At 70.4% G+C, this 16,157-nt stretch carries 14 protein-coding genes; 10 read left to right on the plus strand and 4 right to left on the minus strand.

From position 1 onward, the window contains the following. Positions 1–6: 6 nt before the first annotated feature. The 5 genes from ABGB18_RS39950 (at position 7) to ABGB18_RS39970 (ending at position 5,135) form a co-directional block, all read left to right on the plus strand. A complete protein-coding gene (locus tag ABGB18_RS39950; RefSeq protein WP_347700875.1) occupies positions 7–1,347 on the plus strand; it encodes a peptidoglycan-binding protein in 1,341 nt (446 codons plus the stop codon). Beyond that, positions 1,344–2,093 carry an ABC transporter ATP-binding protein gene (locus ABGB18_RS39955; protein WP_347700876.1) on the plus strand — a complete coding sequence of 250 codons (750 nt, stop codon included), beginning with the start codon at positions 1,344–1,346 and terminating at the stop codon, positions 2,091–2,093. The genes ABGB18_RS39950 and ABGB18_RS39955 overlap by 4 nt, the downstream gene beginning before the upstream one ends. 67 nt (positions 2,094–2,160) lie before the next feature. Then, positions 2,161–3,396: an ABC transporter permease gene (locus tag ABGB18_RS39960; RefSeq protein ID WP_347700877.1), complete on the plus strand. Its 1,236-nt coding sequence runs from the start codon at positions 2,161–2,163 to the stop codon at positions 3,394–3,396. Positions 3,397–3,556: 160 nt separating this feature from the next. Continuing rightward, positions 3,557–4,606, plus strand: coding sequence for a ParB N-terminal domain-containing protein (locus ABGB18_RS39965; protein ID WP_347700878.1), 1,050 nt, complete (start codon positions 3,557–3,559; stop codon positions 4,604–4,606). Positions 4,607–4,793: 187 nt separating this feature from the next. Next, positions 4,794–5,135 carry a hypothetical protein gene (locus ABGB18_RS39970; RefSeq protein ID WP_347700879.1) on the plus strand — a complete coding sequence of 114 codons (342 nt, stop codon included), beginning with the start codon at positions 4,794–4,796 and terminating at the stop codon, positions 5,133–5,135. A 31-nt stretch (positions 5,136–5,166) separates the two neighbouring features. Here the strand turns inward: ABGB18_RS39970 and ABGB18_RS39975 are convergent, their stop codons facing one another. Together ABGB18_RS39975 and ABGB18_RS39980 are read right to left on the minus strand one after the other, a co-directional pair. Continuing rightward, positions 5,167–5,760, minus strand: coding sequence for a TIGR03086 family metal-binding protein (locus tag ABGB18_RS39975; protein WP_347700880.1), 594 nt, complete (start codon positions 5,758–5,760; stop codon positions 5,167–5,169). A 95-nt stretch (positions 5,761–5,855) separates the two neighbouring features. After that, entirely contained in the window at positions 5,856–6,632 is a 777-nt protein-coding gene (locus ABGB18_RS39980; RefSeq protein ID WP_347700881.1) for an aminotransferase class IV, read from the minus strand. 403 nt (positions 6,633–7,035) lie between these two features. Here ABGB18_RS39980 and ABGB18_RS39985 point away from each other — a divergent pair, with 403 nt between their 5' ends. Then, positions 7,036–8,742, plus strand: a complete 1,707-nt coding sequence (locus ABGB18_RS39985) for a protein kinase (protein ID WP_347700882.1) — start codon at positions 7,036–7,038, stop codon at positions 8,740–8,742. 230 nt (positions 8,743–8,972) lie between these two features. Continuing rightward, complete coding sequence (locus ABGB18_RS39990) at positions 8,973–10,898, plus strand: ABC transporter ATP-binding protein/permease (protein ID WP_347700883.1); 1,926 nt, start codon at positions 8,973–8,975, stop codon at positions 10,896–10,898. Between the two features lie 169 nt (positions 10,899–11,067). Here the strand turns inward: ABGB18_RS39990 and ABGB18_RS39995 are convergent, their stop codons facing one another. Continuing rightward, positions 11,068–12,378 (minus strand): MFS transporter, encoded by a 1,311-nt coding sequence (locus ABGB18_RS39995; protein WP_347700884.1) that lies wholly within the window; start codon positions 12,376–12,378, stop codon positions 11,068–11,070. 150 nt (positions 12,379–12,528) lie between these two features. Between ABGB18_RS39995 and ABGB18_RS40000 the strand changes: the two genes are divergently transcribed. The 3 genes from ABGB18_RS40000 to ABGB18_RS40010 are packed head-to-tail and all read left to right on the plus strand — an operon-like array spanning position 12,529 to position 14,835. Beyond that, complete coding sequence (locus ABGB18_RS40000) at positions 12,529–13,446, plus strand: DUF6772 family protein (protein WP_347700885.1); 918 nt, start codon at positions 12,529–12,531, stop codon at positions 13,444–13,446. Positions 13,447–13,451: 5 nt separating this feature from the next. After that, positions 13,452–13,781, plus strand: coding sequence for a hypothetical protein (locus tag ABGB18_RS40005; RefSeq protein WP_347700886.1), 330 nt, complete (start codon positions 13,452–13,454; stop codon positions 13,779–13,781). A gap of 34 nt (positions 13,782–13,815) precedes the next feature. Then, entirely contained in the window at positions 13,816–14,835 is a 1,020-nt protein-coding gene (locus ABGB18_RS40010; protein WP_347700887.1) for a LacI family DNA-binding transcriptional regulator, read from the plus strand. A 145-nt stretch (positions 14,836–14,980) separates the two neighbouring features. Here ABGB18_RS40010 and ABGB18_RS40015 read toward each other — a convergent pair whose 3' ends face one another. After that, positions 14,981–16,150 carry an MFS transporter gene (locus ABGB18_RS40015; RefSeq protein WP_347700888.1) on the minus strand — a complete coding sequence of 390 codons (1,170 nt, stop codon included), beginning with the start codon at positions 16,148–16,150 and terminating at the stop codon, positions 14,981–14,983. Between the last annotated feature and the right edge of the window lie 7 nt (positions 16,151–16,157).

Below are 16,157 nucleotides of genomic sequence, written 5' to 3' on the forward strand. Positions count from 1 at the left end.
CAGGCCATGGAGACTCACGCTGACGAGACGATCCCGGTCCGGCGGTCCGACGTCCGGCTGACGTACCCCGGGCAGCGGGTCTACCCCCGGCAGTCCGAGGAGCGGCAGCGGTCCGACACGCCGGCCGGGGATTTCCCGCGGGCCGGCGGGAAACCGCCGGTTCCCAAGCAGAAGGACAAGCGCCCCGGCGGGGCCAGGGCCACACTGCGCGCCATCGGGATGCGCAAGTCGCTGCTGGCCATCGCCGTCGGCCTCGCGGTGGGCGGGGCGGCCGGCGCGGGGATCCTGGTGGCCAAGCCGTTCGGCGGTGAGTCCCCGGCGCCGGTCCCGGCCGGCACGAACGCGGGTGCGGGCGCCGCCACGGCCGTCGTCCGCGAGGGGCCGTTGTCCTCGCAGATCAGCACCAACGGCACGCTCACGTACGCCTCTGAGAAGGACGGCCAGCCCTACTCCGCCATCAACTACGCGAACGGCGTGTACACGAGCCTGCCGACGGCAGGCCAGATCATCAAATGCGGCCAGACGGTCTACCGGGTCGACGGTGAGGCGGTGGCCCTGCTCTGCGGGGCCAAGCCCTTCTACCGCACCCTGTACGCCGGGCTGTCCGGCTACGACGTGAAGCAGCTCAACAACCAGTTGCGCGAGCTCGGCTACGCCAAATCGGATGAGATCGACAAGGACTCCAACTACTTCGGCGGCGAGACCACCGAGGCGGTGATCGCGATGCAGAAGGACCTGGGCACCACCCAGGACGGCCGGCTCCAGCTCGGCGAGGCCGTCGCGCTGCCGGGGCCGCTGCGCGTCAGCAAGACCCTCGCCCAGGGCGGTACGCAGGCGCGGCCGAACTCGGTGGTCTTCGAGGCCAGCAAGATCCAGCGCCAGGTCGTGGTGCAGCTCAACGCGGCGCAGCAGGTCGGGGTCAAGGTGGGGAACAAGGTCCAGCTGACGCTGCCGGACAACTCGGTCACGGAGGGGAAGGTCAGCAGGATCGGCTCCGTCGCCAGCTCCACCGCCCAGAGCCAGAACCAGGAGACCACCGCGAACGGCGCGTCCAACGCGGTGCTGCCGATCTACATCACGCTCACCAAGCCCAAGGCGGCAGGCTCCCTGGACCAGGCCCCCGTGCAGGTCAGGATCACGGTCGCCGGGGTCGACAAGGCGCTGATCGTGCCCGTCACCGCGCTGGTCGGCATGGCGGGCAACAAGTCGGGGGTGGAGAAGATCGACGCGCAGGGCCGGCGGCAGCTCATCCCCGTCGAGCTCGGGCTGGTCGACAACGCGGAAGGAGTCGCGCAGGTCAGCGGAGACCTGGCGGCAGGAGACCGAGTGGTGGTGCCGGCGTCATGAGCGCGCTCGATGACATCAGCCGGCCCGCGCTCTCGTACGGGGGCGGCGGCGGCCAGGTCGTGCTGGAGCTGGCCGCCGTCACCAAGACCTACGGCCAGGACCCGCCCGTGCCCGCGCTGCGCGGGGTGTCGTTCCGGGTGCGCAGGGGCGAGCTGGTCGCGATCGTGGGCCCGTCCGGTTCGGGCAAGACCACACTGCTGCACGTGATGGGCACGCTGGAACGCCCGACCGACGGCGTGGTGCGCATCAACGGCGTGGACGTCGCCGGTCTCGACGACCGGAGGATGGCGGCCCTGCGGGCCCGCAGCATCGGCTTCGTCTTCCAGCAGTTCTTCCTGCAGGAGTTCCAGTCCGCGCTGGACAACGTGGCGGACGGGCTGCTGTACGCCGGGGTGGAGGTCACGGAACGGCGGGCGCGTGCGGCCAGGGCGCTGACCCAGGTCGGGCTCGCGCACCGGGCCATGTTCCGTCCCAGCAAGATGTCCGGCGGCGAACGGCAGCGGGTGGCCATCGCCCGCGCGCTCGTCGGCCAACCGGCGATCGTGCTGGCCGACGAGCCCACCGGCAATCTCGACAGCGCGACCGGCGCGACCATCGTGGACCTGCTGCACAAGCTCAACGCCGAGGGCGCCACGATCATCGTGATCACCCACGACGAGGGCCTGGCCGCCAGGCTGCCACGCCAGGTCCACGTCCTCGACGGAAAGATCATCTCGGACAGCGCCGGGGCGGTGGGGTACCCATGAACGTCACGACAGCCGATGGGGTCGCCATGAACGCCCCGACAGCCGGCGGGGGAGCGGTGAGGTCGCCATGAACGTCACGACGGCCAGCGCGCCCGCGCGGCTGCGCCTCGGTGATCAGGTGCGGCTGGCCAGCATCGGCATCCGCTCCAGGAAGCTCAGGGCCGCTCTGTCCGCGCTCGGCATCGCGATCGGCGTCGCCTCGATCGTGGCCGTTCTCGGCCTGTCCTCCTCCTCGCAGGCGGGGCTGCTGGCCGAGATCGACCGGCTGGGCACCAACCTGCTGACCGCGACCAACGGGCAGACCTTCAGCGGCGAGGACGCTCCGCTGCCCCTGGAGGCGCCTGCCCGGGTGGCCCGGCTCGCCGACGTCGAGCAGGTGGCCCACGTCGGGCTCGTGGACACCGCCAAGGTCTACCGCAGCCCGCTGATTCCCTCGACGAACACCAACGCCCTGCAGGTCAGGGCGGCCAGCCTGAACCTGCCCAAGGTGCTGACCGTGCAGATGGCGCAGGGCACCTGGCTCAACGACGCGACCGCCCGCGTCCCCGTGACCGTGCTGGGCGCGACCGCCGCCCGCCGGATGGGCATCGGCCAGGTCGCTCCCGGGCAGCGGGTGTGGCTGGGCGGCCAGTGGTTCTACGTCGCGGGCATCCTGCGGCCCGCCACGCTGGCCAGGGAGATCGACACCAGCGCGCTCGTCGGCTTCCCGGCGGCGCAGACGTACCTCAACTACAGCAGCATCTCCCGCGGGCGGGCGACCGTCGGCAACCCGAGCACGCTGTACACCCGGGCGAAGACGGACAAGGTCTCGGAGGTGCAGCAGGTGCTCGCGTCCACGGCCAACCCGGAGAACCCCAACGAGGTCGACGTCAGCCAGCCCTCCGACGTGCTCACCGCCCGCGCGGCGGCGGAAGGCGCCTTCAACAGCCTGTTCCTCGGGCTGGGCGCGGTCGCCCTGGTGGTCGGCGCGGTCGGCGTGGCCAACATCATGATCATCTCGGTGCTCGAACGGCGGTCGGAGATCGGCCTGCGGCGGGCGCTGGGCGCCACCAAGGGGCAGATCCGGCTGCAGTTCCTGGCCGAGGCGATCCTGCTGGCCGCGATCGGCGGCACCGTCGGCGTCGCGGTCGGCGTGCTGTCCACCGTCATCTACGCGGCCGGCAAGCACTGGGCCGTGGTCGTTCCCCCCGAGGCGTGGATCGGTGGCATCGCCTCCGCGGTCGTCATCGGCGCCATGGCCGGTCTCCTGCCCGCGATCCGGGCCGCCCGCCTGTCCCCGACGGAGGCGCTCCGAACGGTCTGACCGAACGCCCCCCGCCCGCCAACGCGTGGCAGGGGGCGGCGGTAGGGGGGTCCCCGCAGGGGTGTTTAGGGGGGCCAAAGGGGTGCTGCCCTGGAGTGCCGCCTCGTTACGATCATCACGGGGAAGGGAACATCGGGGGCATTTCATCAGGGGGACCGACATGCGGCTGGAGATCGCGCACCAGGAGGTCGCACACCAGGAGGTCGAGGAGCAGGTCGTCGAGATCGACATCGGCCTGCTCGTCGCCGCGGACTCGCCACGCATCCAGGGGCAGAACCAGGACCACGTCCACGCGCTGGCCACGCTCGACATCGAGCTGCCGCCCATCCTCGTGCACCGCGCGACCATGCGGGTCGTGGACGGCATGCACCGGTTGCGGGCGGCCGAGCTCAGAGGGGCCCGGACGATCGCCGTACGGTTCTTCGACGGCAGCGAGCGGGACGCCTTCGTGCTGGCCGTCCGGGAGAACGTCGCCCACGGCCTGCCGCTCTCGCTCGCCGACCGCAAGGCGGCGGCCGAGCGCATCGTGCTGTCGCACCCGCAGTGGTCGGACCGCATGATCGCCTCGGTTTCCGGCGTCGCGGCGGCGACCGTGGCCGAGATCCGCAAGGCACGCGGGGGGATCGTGCCCGCGACCGAGTCCAGGATCGGGCTCGACGGCCGGGTGCGGCCCGTCAGCGGGGTGGCCGCCAGGCGGTTCGCGGGGCGGCTCATGACCGAGAACCCCACGCTGTCGCTCCGGCAGGTGGCCCAGGCGGTGGGCATCTCCCCGGAGACCGTGCGAGACGTACGCCAGCGGCTCAACCGGGGAGAGGATCCCGTACCCGCCGGCCGCGGCAGGCGAAAGGCCGCACCGCACGCGGCACGGCAGGCGGCGACCCCGCAGCACGGCGTGACCGCCCGCCTCGCCGACGAGACACGAGCGGGCGGGGCGCCTCGGGCGACCGGCGGAGCCCCCGGCTCGGCCGAGGCCCGCGCCTCGGTGGTGAGCAGGCTCAGGGACGACCCCGCGATGCGGCTCAACGAGGCCGGCCGGAGCCTGCTCAGGCTGCTGGCCGCCCACACGATGGACGAGCGCGAGTGGGACCGCATGATCGCCAACGTCCCCCCGCACCGGGCCAGAACCGTCGGCCACCTGGCGAGGGAGCTGGCGGCCCTGTGGACGGACGTCGCCCACGGCCTCGAATGCCAGGCCGCCTCCGTAAGCTGACCCTGCGGCGGGTGTGAGCGATGGCGAGGCTGTGGCCCGTGTGGTGGCCGCGCGGCATTCTCTGATCGAGGCTTTGCCTCTGCCGGATGATTGCGACAAACGTCGCAGCTAGATTGATTCTGGTACGCCATGGTGTTCCGAGTCCGCGCGCGCCCTGGAAGTCCGCGACCGGCACGAGGTGATCTCGATGATCAAAACATCCCATGCTCTGGCTGTGGTCGCCCTGGCCGCCTCAGCCCTGGCCACCCCGGCGGTGGCATCGGCGCAACCCGCGACCACCGCGCCCGTGGCTCAGCGGGCCGGCACGGTGGCGGTCGCTCACATGATCCCGTGCAAGCACCGCAGGCACTCCGCCGAGTGCCGTGAGCGCCACCGTGCCCGCCACGACCGTGCCCGCCACGACCGTGCCCGCCACGACCGCGATCGCCACGACCGCGATCGCCACCGCGAGGAAAGGGGCTACGTCGGCGAAAGCCCCCTCACCGGGCGGGAATGCACCGGCGGCATCGAAGTCGGGTGCCCGGACTGAGCTCAGCTGACGCAGGCCCGTTCGACGCGGGTCATGCGTGGCGGCCGGTGAAGCGGAGGAACGCGGTCTGGGGGTCGGCGTGCGGCGGCGTGGGGATGCTCACGTCGAAGGCGCCGGTGGCCAGGAGTGCCTCGTGGTGCGGGATGAGCACCTGGTGGGTTCGGGCGACGGCGACCGGGTCGAGGGTCTCGTCGCCGCCGGTGGCGCGGGCCAGATCCCAGGTGTGCCCGAGCAGCTCAAGGGAGCCGATGACGGAGACGGCCTGCTCCACCGGGATCGGTCCGAGCGGGCTCCCGGGCAGCGGCCGGCCGGCCAGGGCGGGGTCGCGGAGCACCGCGAGCAGGTCGTCTCGGCAGGCGGTGAAGGCGGCGGCCAGGTCGGCGCCCGGCTCCACGGTAGGGGCGTCGGACATGGGTGCGACGCCGACCCCGTGGGCGGGGACGGGCGGAGTGCCGTGGATGGCGGCGAGGATGCCACGGTGCCCGTTGACGACGTGCGCGACGACATCGCGGGCCGTCCACCCCCGGCAGGGGCTCCCGGCGTTCCACCGGTCGTCGGGCGTGGCCAGGACGCGGGCCAGGAATGCGTCGGCGAGGCGGGCGTAGGAATCTGCGATGCCGGACATGGAGCTCCTGTCGTACGGAACACTATAGGTAGGAAATATCCTACCTTGTGTGGACAGCGAGACGCCGAGGGCCCGCAAATGACGTGCCGGCCGGTTCAGTCCAGCGGATCCCCGGCCACGCCGTCGTGGTGCTCCCGCAGCAGCGCCATCAGCTTGTCGTCCTGGCGCAGCGGGACGCCGTCCACCGAGCCGACCGCCATGACCCCCCACGAGTTGCTCAAGAAGACCTGGTCGAAGCCCGCGAGGTCGGCGACCCGCAGCGGCCGCCGCTCCTGCGGCACGTCCAGCCGCTCCAGCAGCGCCATCGTGATCCCGTGCAGCATGGGAGCCTCCGGCCAGACCAGCCGCCCGCCCGCGAAGGCGCCCACGTTGGTGATCGAGCCCTCGCTGATCAGTCCGTCCCCGGTGGTCAGCAGCGCCTCGTCGAAGCCCGCCCGCCTGGCCAGCCGCCCGATGTGGGCCTGCTGGAATCCGGACGCCTGCTTGATGTGCGGCAGGTAGCGCTGGTAGACGACCGGCGTGACGCGCAGCGGCCGGGTGTCCAGGTGGTGTGGCGGTGCGGCGGTGGCGATGACGGCCGGCCGGTCGGCATCGGCCCTGTCGAGTTCGACGACGTAGACGCGTACGCTCGCGTCCCGTACATCGTCGCCGAGCACGGCCCGGATCGAGCCGAGCACCGCCGCGCGGTCCGGCCCGGCGCCGAACAACTCCCGGCCGGCCGCTTCGAGCCGCGCGAAGTGCAGGTCGAGCCCGCGCACCCGCCGGTCCCTGACCTGCATGGCGGTGAAGTGCCCGTAGCGGGCTCCCAGCATGAGGCGCGCGTCCGCGTCCATCAGCCTGCCGTCGATCGCCGCGCGTCCGTCCACGGTCACCCCTTCCTTCCTTGATTATCAGCGGAGGTCAGTATCGGCTGGACCGATCGTCCGGGCATGTACGCAGCGCCACCGAGGGCGCGCTGAGCCGTTCTGGAGTCAGGCGCCGCCGGTGCGGTGCCGCACCGGCACACCCGCCGCTACTTGATCGAGGTCGCCGCCTGGATGTGGCGCAGCGACGGGTGAGCGCCGCGGAGAGCCAGTAGCCGGCGATCATCCGGGCGATGGCGACGGCTCCACGGTGGCGAGCACCCAGGTGGAGGCGCTGGTCTCCTTGGCGGGAATCTGGGCAGCTCGCCGAGGGCGACGGTGGCGTGCTGGGCGAGGTGCGGCTCCCGATATCTGTACCGACAACCCAGAAGGTCAGTAAATTGGCTTCGTGGCTGAGCGCGGGGGACCACGAATGCTGTCCGATCGGTATCTGCTGCTGGACCGCCTGGGCAGCGGCGGCATGGGAACCGTGTGGCGCGCGACCGACCAGCTCCTGGGTCGTACCGTCGCGGTGAAGGAGATGCACCTTCTGGCCTCGGGCGTGGATCTCACCAAGCATGCGGCCCGGGCCCACCGGGAGGCGCGCACGCTCGCCCGGATATCCCATCCGAACGTCGTCAACGTCCACGACCTCCTGAACCACGATGAGCGCCTGTGGCTGGTGATGGAGTTCGTGGACGGGCCCTCGCTGAAGGAGCATGTCGCCGCCAACGGCCCGATGAGTCCCTCCGCCGTCGCCGGGATCGGTCTGCAACTGCTGTCCGCCCTGGAGGCCGTGCACGCCGCCGGCGCGCTGCACCGGGACATCAAACCGGGCAACATCCTGCTGCGCCGCGACGACAGAGTGGTCCTCTGCGACTTCGGCATCGCGGCGCTGACCGGAAGCGATTCGCTCACCGAGACCGGCACCATGGTGGGCTCCCTCGGGTACGTCGCTCCGGAACGGCTGGGTGACCGGCCCGTGGGGCCGGCCAGCGACCTGTTCTCCCTGGGCATCACCCTGTGCGAGCTGCTGTCCGGCCGTTCCCCGTTCGCCCGTCCGGAACCCGCCGGCGTGCTGCACGCCATCGTCCGTGAGGAGCCGGAGATCCCGGCCGCCGCGGGGCCGCTGCGTCCCGTGCTGGAGGCGTTGCTGCGCAAGCACCCGGCCGATCGTCCCACCGTCGCGCGGGCGAGCGAAATGCTCAGCTCCCTCACCATGACGGCGCCCGCCGGGAGCCCCCTTCCGACCCGCGGACCAGGCGCCGCCCGGCGCCGCCTCCTGCTCGGCGTGTCGGCGCTCTCCGCGGCTCTCCTGCTCGCCGCCGTCGTCACCACGGTCGCGCTCGTGAACCGCTCGGCGGGCGGCACCGATCCGGTGGCGGCGACCGGGACGGCACTTCCGGTGGAACCGTCCACCTCTGCGGCCCCCACGCGCATCGATGCCGTCATGCCGGTCCCGGACGATCCGGATCTCACGGCCCCGGCCGATTACTGGATGTTCTCCGGCGGCCAGTACATCCGAGCCCGCATTTCGACTTCGGGTGACCCGGTACGCCAGAGCCTGCGGCCTCCCGCGCCACTCCGAATATGGACCGGCACCTTCCAGAACCTGCCGGGATTCCAGCGCGGAATAGGCGCGACTTTACGTGTTCCGGGCTCTCGAAACGAGTATTGGGTCTTCTCCGGTGATCGCTACATCCGCATACGGGTCGCCGGCGCGGACGAGAACTTCGCCGACACGCTGGTGGCGGGACCCAGGCCGCTCAGCGACTGGGAGAACGCCTTCGGCGGCCTTCCGGACGACGGTATCGACGCCGTGATGCGGACGCCGGACGACCCGAACCAGTACTGGGTGTTCGCAGGCGACCAGTACGTCAGGACCAGGCTGGACGGCGAAGGACCCCGCGGCCAGGTCACCAACGGCCCGTCACCACTCGGGGAATGGCACGGCACTTTCGAGAAGTTCTCCGCGTTCAGGAAGGGGATCGACGCGGCGATGCCCGTACCGGGGGAGCGGAACCACTACTGGGTGTTCTCCGGCACCCAGTACATGAAAATCCGCGTCGCCGACGAGACCTACGAAGACACGGTGATCGAGGGCCCCGAGAACCTGTCCGGCTGGGCGGCCCTCCGCTGACCGGCCGATCGACGCGGAGCGCGACGGAATCTGTCGGCAGGGGCTGCTATTCATGACCCCATCACGTCGATCCGACGACAGGGGAGCCCCTTCGCGAGGCCGCGGCGGTTCAGCCGCCGCAGGTGCGCGGGCCGGGGGTCTCCGTCCAGGAATGGCGCCGCGAACGACTTTCTCCCGCGTGTTCGGCCCTCTTGCGGGCTCGTCGCTCTCCGTGCATATACGTTTCCGGAATGGAGTTGTTCACCCCGACGCTCGACTGGGGCTCCGAGGTCTGGACATCGATGGTGTGGATCGCCAAGGCCTGGGTGGTCGCCGCGGTGTGCACCTTGGCGGTCCTCGTGCTGATCGGCCGCTTCACGACGTGGGGCAGGCAATTCTGGCGCATCACCGGCGCGTACTTCACCGGCTCAGGGAGCGTCAGGGTCTGGTTGTGGCTCGGCGCCTTGCTGTTGTCGGTGGTCACCGGCGTGCGGCTCGACGTGCTGTTCAGTTACCAGGGCAACGACATGCTGTCCAGCCTCCAGGTCGCGGTCCAGGGTGTCGCCGTCAACGACTCCACCGTCAAAGGCTCCGGCGAACACGGCTTCTGGATGTCCCTGCTGGTCTTCTGCGTCCTGGCGGCGATACACATCGCCCGGCTGCTGCTGGACCTGTTCCTGCTCCAGCGGTTCGTGCTGGCCTGGCGCGCCTGGCTCACCGACCGGCTGACCGGAGACTGGCTCGACGGCAGGGCCTACTACCGGTCGCGATTCATCGACGACACCATCGACAACCCGGACCAGCGTATTCAGTCCGACATCGACCTGGTCACCGCCGGATACGGACCTCTGCCCAACCTTCCGAGCAACGGGGGGACGTCCAGCACGCTGTTGTTCGGCGGGATCTCCGCGGTCACGTCGATAGTGTCGTTCACGGCGATCCTGTGGAACCTCTCGGGTGGGCTTTCCCTCTTCGGGTTCGAGATTCCCAGGGCGATGTTCTGGATCGGGCTGGTCTACGTCCTCATCGCCTCCGTCATCGCATTCTGGATCGGCAAGCCGATCATCTGGCTGGCCTTCCGGAACGAGAAGTACAACGCGGCGTTCCGGTACGCTCTAGTGCGCCTGCGCGACGCGGCGGAGGCGGTCGCGTTCTACCGCGGCGAGTTCGCGGAGCGCTCAGGGCTGCGGCGGCTGTTCACTTCCGTCGTCGCCAACTACAAGCGGTATCTGAACAGGACCATCGGCTTCAACGCCTGGAACGTCTCGATCAGCCAGAGCATCGTGCCCCTGCCCTATCTGCTGCAGGCGCCGCGGCTGTTCGCCGCCGAGATCCGCCTCGGCGATCTCACCCAGTCGGCATCGGCGTTCAACGAGATCCAGAACGGCCTCTCGTTCTTCCGGAACGCCTACGACGCCTTCGCGGGCTACCGGGCGGCGATCATCCGGCTGCACGGCCTGGTCGTCGCCGACGAGGAGGCCAGGGCGCTGCCGGAGGTGACGACGCTGCCCTGCGCCGACGGGACGGTCCAGCTCAATGCCATCGAGGTCCGCACCCCCGACGGGCGGCAGTTGATCAATCCGCTCGACATGCGGCTCGACGTGGGTGACACGTTGGTCATCACCGGGCCGTCCGGCAGCGGCAAGACCACACTGCTGCGCAGCCTCGCCGAGTTGTGGCCGTTCACCAGCGGCACGCTGACCCGGCCGTGCGGGCCCAACGAGACGATGTTCCTGTCGCAGCTCCCGTACGTGCCGCTGGGCAACCTTCGCGCTGTCGTGACATATCCCGGCAAGGAAGGCGCCATTGATGACGAGACCCTGGGCAGCACCCTTCGGGATGTCGCGCTGCCGCATCTCGTGGACCGGCTCGATGAGGTGCTGGACTGGGCCAAGGTGCTCTCCCCGGGCGAACAGCAGCGGATCGCGTTCGCCCGGATCCTGCTGACGAAGCCGAAGGTGGTGTTCCTCGACGAGTCGACCTCGGCGCTGGACGAGGACCTGGAGTTCATCCTCTACCGACGGCTGCGGTCAGAACTGCCCGACACCATCGTCGTCAGCGTCAGCCACCGTACGACGGTCGAGCAGCACCACACCCACGAACTCGAACTGCTCGGCGGCGGCGAGTGGCGCTTCGGCCCGCTGGGAGACGGCGAACCGGAACACGCGAAGGTGTGAAGCGCCATCAGGCCCCATGGCCTGACCCGTGTCTTCAACCACCCCGCGCATCAGATGACCGACCGGCGGGCACGGTTCCAGGTGATCGGCGACGAGCGCTACCCCGTCCGGCTCCGCCGCAAGCTGGCATCCACCTGGTGAGCCGACTGTGTGACCTGCCCGAGACGACCTATGCGGCAGGGCTGCCGCTGCCGGCCGTCGCCGGTGAGGGCTCCCGCAGGTGGGCGGGTTCGCTGATGAACCGGGTGCCGACCGCCGAGAGCAGGCACAGCGCGGCGGACACCACCACGATGGGCCAGATCTGGCCACCGGACCAGCCGTCGAGCCAGGCGGCCACGAAGGGGATGCAGCCACCGACGATGGCGCCGGCGATCTCCCGGGTGAAGGTGACGCCGGTGTAGCGGTAGCGGACGTCGAACAGTTCCGACATCATCGTGGCCTGCGAGGCGAGCGTCAGGTCGTTGCAGAGCGTGTAGATCATCACGAAGGCCGCCCAGACCACGACGGGCGTGCCGGTGTCGAGCATGAAGAAGAAGGGATAGAACAGCACCGCCGCCGCGACCGATCCGGCGACCATCACCGGGCGCCGCCCGTACCGGTCGCAGAGCCAGCCCGCGGTCGGCACGGTGACCAGCTTGACCAGGTTGGCGATCACCACGCCGACCAGGCCGATCCACGACTCGGCGTGCACGTGCGTGGTCAGGTACGTCAGGGCGTAGACGGACGGCAGGTAGCTGATCACGTTCGGCGCGACACTGATGAGCATGCCGGGCACGATCTTGCGGCGGGAGGAGGCGAACAGCGCCCGCAGCGGCGCCTGCACGCGGTCCCCGCCGTCCCGCGCCTCACGGAACTCGGGGGTGTCGGAGACCTTCAGCCGTACGATCACGCCCGCCACGCCGACCAGGACGCTGAGCAGGAACGGGATGCGCCAGCCGTAGGCGATGAAGGCGTCGTGCGGCATGACCGAGGAGACGAGGAAGAAGACGCCCGTCGCGACCAGCGAGCCGACGGCGTTGCCGAGGGTCGGCGCGCTGGCGTTCAGCCCGCGCGCCCGGGTCTCGGCGTGCTCGGCGGACATCAGCATGGCCCCCGCGTACTCGCCGCCCGCACCGAGCCCCTGCACCACGCGCAGCGCCACAAGCATGATCGGCGCGGCCGGGCCGGCCGCGGCGTAGGAGGGCAGCAGGCCGATCAGCGTGGACGCCACCGCCATCAGGAGCAGGGTGACGAACAGCATCGTACGGCGGCCGACGCGGTCGCCCAGGATGCCGATGACGATGCCGCCGACGGGCCGTGCGAAGAACCCGACGGCGAACGTGGCCAGCGATGACAGGGTCGCCGACACCGGGTCGCCGGAGGGGAAGAACACGAGTGGCAGCACCAGCGCGGCGGCGGTGCCGTACAGCGAGAAGTCGTACCACTCGAGCGCGGTGCCGACGGTGGAAGCGATCGTGGCCCGGCTGAGCCGCAGCGTCATCGTGGACTCCCTCATCACAGCTTGGCGATTGCGCCCCTGCATTCGGACCATTAACGTTAATGTGGCCGACACACTACGAGTGGCCTGCTCAGCAGGTCAAGGGTTTCGGCCATCGAGCTTTTCACGTGAGCGTTAATGAGAGGACTGCGCATGACACCCGCAGCGCCGGCCGCCGACGTCGGCCTGTCGAAATACGATCCGCTCGGCCGGATCCTGTGCTTCGACCGGTTCGACTCGACCACCCACGGCTGGACCGAGCTGATCGGCAACTACGACGGCCGGGGCGACCTCGGCACGGTCGACGACCACATGCGCGACTTCCGGCCGCCGCAGCTGTCCTCCTGCTCGTTCTTCGACGTCGGCACGCACGGCACGCTCAGCGGGAACTACGCGCTGAAGCTCGCCACCCGCGCCTACCGGGGGCACACGGCCACCGGCATCCGCCGGCTCACCATGGCCGGGCGGGGCCGCGTGCGCATCGAGACCTACTTCGCGTTCAAGGCCGAGGCGACCGTCGGCCGCGAGCTGCCGGCCAGCGTCGCCTGGGACGGCAACCGGCACCCGTCGGAGGCGCAGTTCGGCGCGTTCACCGTGGCCACCGACATCTGCGCGGACAACGGTGTGCGCTACCACAATGTGATCCGCTACCAGAACACCAACCTGGCGGGCGAGATGACCCAGCGGTGGATGTATCCGGTGGTGTCCGAGCCGACGCCGCGCGACCACCAGGAGGGCAAGTTCGCCCTGCCGTACGCGGCCGACTTCACCGCGCCCGACCCGGACGACTGGCGGTACTTCGACGAGCCGCTGGAACTGTGCGTCAACGAGGTGCCCACCAAGATCAACTGGCACTACCTGCGCTGGGACATCGACACCCGCACACGGTCGAACGTGGAGCTCCGGCTCAACGACCGGATCATCGACATGAGCGACGTTCCGGTGCCGATCTACCCCGACCGCTACAGCACCCTGGACAACCTGCTCAACTTCTACTTCTCCGTCCGGACCCACGCCGACATCCGCAACTTTCTCTTCCTCGATTCTGTCCTCATCTCGGTGGATTGGTGACGACGATGCGATCGACCATGACCGCGGTCCTGGAACGCGCCGCGCTGGTGAACGACGAACTCGCCACCGAGCCGTACGAGCTCCCGTGGGCCCAGGAGGCGCGCTTCTTCGTCCAGGTGCACGAGCTGACCGGGGTGCTGGAGCTGACGACGGAGATCTCGCCGGACGGCCTGACCTGGTGCCCGGCCGACGAGCCGCCCGTCCGCGTCGAGACGCCCGGGATGACGAGCTGGCTGGTCACCGGCTTCGGCCAGTGGCTACGGGTGCGCTGCCGGGTTTCCGGCGACGCGGCCCCGGCTGCCAGACTACGCATCTACCTGGTGGGCAAGAGCTGAGCCGGAGGGCGACGGGATGGCACGTTCACAACGGGTGACGCTACGCGATGTCGCCGACCGGCTGGGGCTGTCGGCGAACACCGTGTCCCGGGCCCTGGCAGGCAAGGACCAGGTCAGCGAGAGCACCAGGGCCCTGGTCAGCGCCGAGGCCAAGCGGCTCGGATACGTCCCGAACAGCCACGCCCGCTCGCTGGTGTCCGGCCGGACCATGGTCGTCGGCTTGGTCATCACCAACCCGTCGAACCCGTTCTACGCCGCGCTGATCTCGGCGGTCGAACGGCAGTGCCGCGCGGCCGGCTACTCCGTGCTGCTCCTCGTGACCGAGGACTCCGAGGAGAACGAGGAGCGCGCGGTCCAGCAGCTCCTGCGGTTCGGCGTGGACGGCGTGCTGGGCGTCGCCACCGAGTTCAGGAGTGACGTGTGGGACGGGCTGAGCGAGGCGAAGATTCCGGTGGTGCAGCTCAGCCGCGACATTCCCGGCCGCGGGCTGGACTTCGTCGGCATCGACGTGGAGTCGGCCATCGGCGACGCGGTGGTCCGGGTGGCCGGTCCCGGTGTCCGGCGGGTCTGGCTGCTGGAGGAGGACCTCCGCGTCAGCACGGTCGCCGCCAGGATCGCGGGCTTCCGGCGCGCGCTCGACGAGCTGGGCATCGCCCACGGGCACTCACTCGTGCTGAAGGTGCCCACCCGCCGTACGAGCGGCGCCACCCTGCCCTGGCGTCCCGACGACGCGTACGCCCTGGCCGCCAACCTGATCACCCGGGACAACCATCCGGACCTGGTGATCACCGCGAATGACTACTTCGCGCTGGGCGTCTACCGGGCCATCCGGGAGTGCGGCCTGACCGTACCCGATGATGTGCGTGTCCTCGGGTACGGCGACCACCCGTTCGCCGCGTACCTCCAGCCGGCCCTGACCACGATCCGGCTGCCGGCCGACGAGGCGGGCACGGCCGCGGTCGACCTGCTGCTACGCCGGATCGCCGAGCCGGACCGCTCCCGGACCAGCACCCGGCTCCCCGCCGAGCTGATCGAGCGTCAGTCGACGGGGTGAGCGGCCATCCCTCGCCCTTCTCGGCAGTTGAAAGTACTGTCTGCAAGGGCGCTTCAATGAACACCGCAAGCTGCGTACATGATCATGGAGGAACCATGAGCAAGAACGCGCTACCTCCTGTCGTCGACGCCGACACCTGGCAGCGTCAGCTCGCGGCGGCGGGTGAGCGGCGTGAGAGCAGGTACCCGGTGAGTGCGGCGAGCAGGCCGGCCAGGCCGGCCGCCGCGAAGCCGCCCGCCGGCACGGACGCGTCGATCGCCACTCCCACGACCGGGGAGCCGAGTGCGAACCCCGCGCTCGCCGCCGAGGAATGCAGGCCGGTCGCCTCACCTCGCACACTGGCCGGCGCCAGCCGGCTCACCGCGTCGGAGACGGTGGAAAGGGTCGGTGCGGTGAGCAGCCCGGCACCGGTGACGGCCACACACAGCCAAGGCCAGTCATGGGCAAGCCCGGCCGGAATCGTCACCAGCCCGAGCAGGCCGAGCAGCAGCCAGGTGGGCATCGGCCGGGGCAGCGCCCCGTACACCAGACCGCCGATGACGGACGTCACCCCGAACACGGCGACGACCACGGCCGCCCACGAGACCTGACCGGCCTCTTGAAGGGTGGCGACGATGGCCAGGTCGACGCCGTTGAGCAGCATCGCGACGCCGAACCCCATCGTCAGAACAGCGACCATGCGCGCTCCCAGCCACTCCCGGCGCCGGGGCCGGTCCGTCGCCTGGCCGTTCGCCTCGTCCTCCGTCCGCAGCGGCGGGTTGAGCAGGGCGATCCCTGCCCCTCCAGCGACGATCGCGGCGCCCACGCCCCAGGCCACCACGCCGGGGGACACCTTCGCCGCGCAAAGGATCACCACCGCCGGCCCCACCATGTACGACAGCTCGCCCACCACCGACTCCAGCGCGAACGCCGCCCGCCGCTGCCCTGCCGTCGTCATCGCGGCGATCGCCTGCCTGGTGACCGATTGGACCGGCACCATGAGCAGACCGGCGGCGAAGGAGGCGCCCAGCAAGATCACGTACGGCAGCGCGGGCACGGCCATCCAGAACACGAGCTGCGGCACAAGCGTGGCCACCAGCACGGTGCGCAGGCCCCGCCGGTCGATCGTCCGGCCCAGCAGCGGCCCGCCCACCGCGACACCGGCGGTGAGCGCCGCCACCACGGCCCCCGCCGCCGCGTAACTCATGTCGAGGGCGACGACGACGTACATCGTCAACGCCATCGCGTCCGCCGTGATCGCGGTGCGAGCGAGCAGCGAAATGCCCAGCAGCGGCGTCATCCCCGGCACCGCGAGCACCTGTCGAAATCTGATCACCGATTTG

Origin of the sequence: Nonomuraea sp. B12E4 (assembly GCF_039871825.1) — a bacterium.
Taxonomy (GTDB): Bacteria; Actinomycetota; Actinomycetes; order Streptosporangiales; family Streptosporangiaceae; genus Nonomuraea.

Excerpts from the sequence above, each read along its gene's own strand:
- ABGB18_RS39950 (WP_347700875.1), top strand. The coding sequence starts at position 7 with ATGGAGACTCACGCTGACGAGACGATCCCGGTCCGGCGGTCCGACGTC.
- ABGB18_RS39955 (WP_347700876.1), top strand. The coding sequence starts at position 1,344 with ATGAGCGCGCTCGATGACATCAGCCGGCCCGCGCTCTCGTACGGGGGC.
- ABGB18_RS39960 (WP_347700877.1), top strand. The coding sequence starts at position 2,161 with ATGAACGTCACGACGGCCAGCGCGCCCGCGCGGCTGCGCCTCGGTGAT.
- ABGB18_RS39965 (WP_347700878.1), top strand. The coding sequence starts at position 3,557 with ATGCGGCTGGAGATCGCGCACCAGGAGGTCGCACACCAGGAGGTCGAG.
- ABGB18_RS39970 (WP_347700879.1), top strand. The coding sequence starts at position 4,794 with ATGATCAAAACATCCCATGCTCTGGCTGTGGTCGCCCTGGCCGCCTCA.
- ABGB18_RS39975 (WP_347700880.1), bottom strand. The coding sequence starts at position 5,760 with ATGTCCGGCATCGCAGATTCCTACGCCCGCCTCGCCGACGCATTCCTG.
- ABGB18_RS39985 (WP_347700882.1), top strand. The coding sequence starts at position 7,036 with ATGCTGTCCGATCGGTATCTGCTGCTGGACCGCCTGGGCAGCGGCGGC.
- ABGB18_RS39990 (WP_347700883.1), top strand. The coding sequence starts at position 8,973 with ATGGAGTTGTTCACCCCGACGCTCGACTGGGGCTCCGAGGTCTGGACA.
- ABGB18_RS39995 (WP_347700884.1), bottom strand. The coding sequence starts at position 12,378 with ATGACGCTGCGGCTCAGCCGGGCCACGATCGCTTCCACCGTCGGCACC.
- ABGB18_RS40000 (WP_347700885.1), top strand. The coding sequence starts at position 12,529 with ATGACACCCGCAGCGCCGGCCGCCGACGTCGGCCTGTCGAAATACGAT.
- ABGB18_RS40005 (WP_347700886.1), top strand. The coding sequence starts at position 13,452 with ATGCGATCGACCATGACCGCGGTCCTGGAACGCGCCGCGCTGGTGAAC.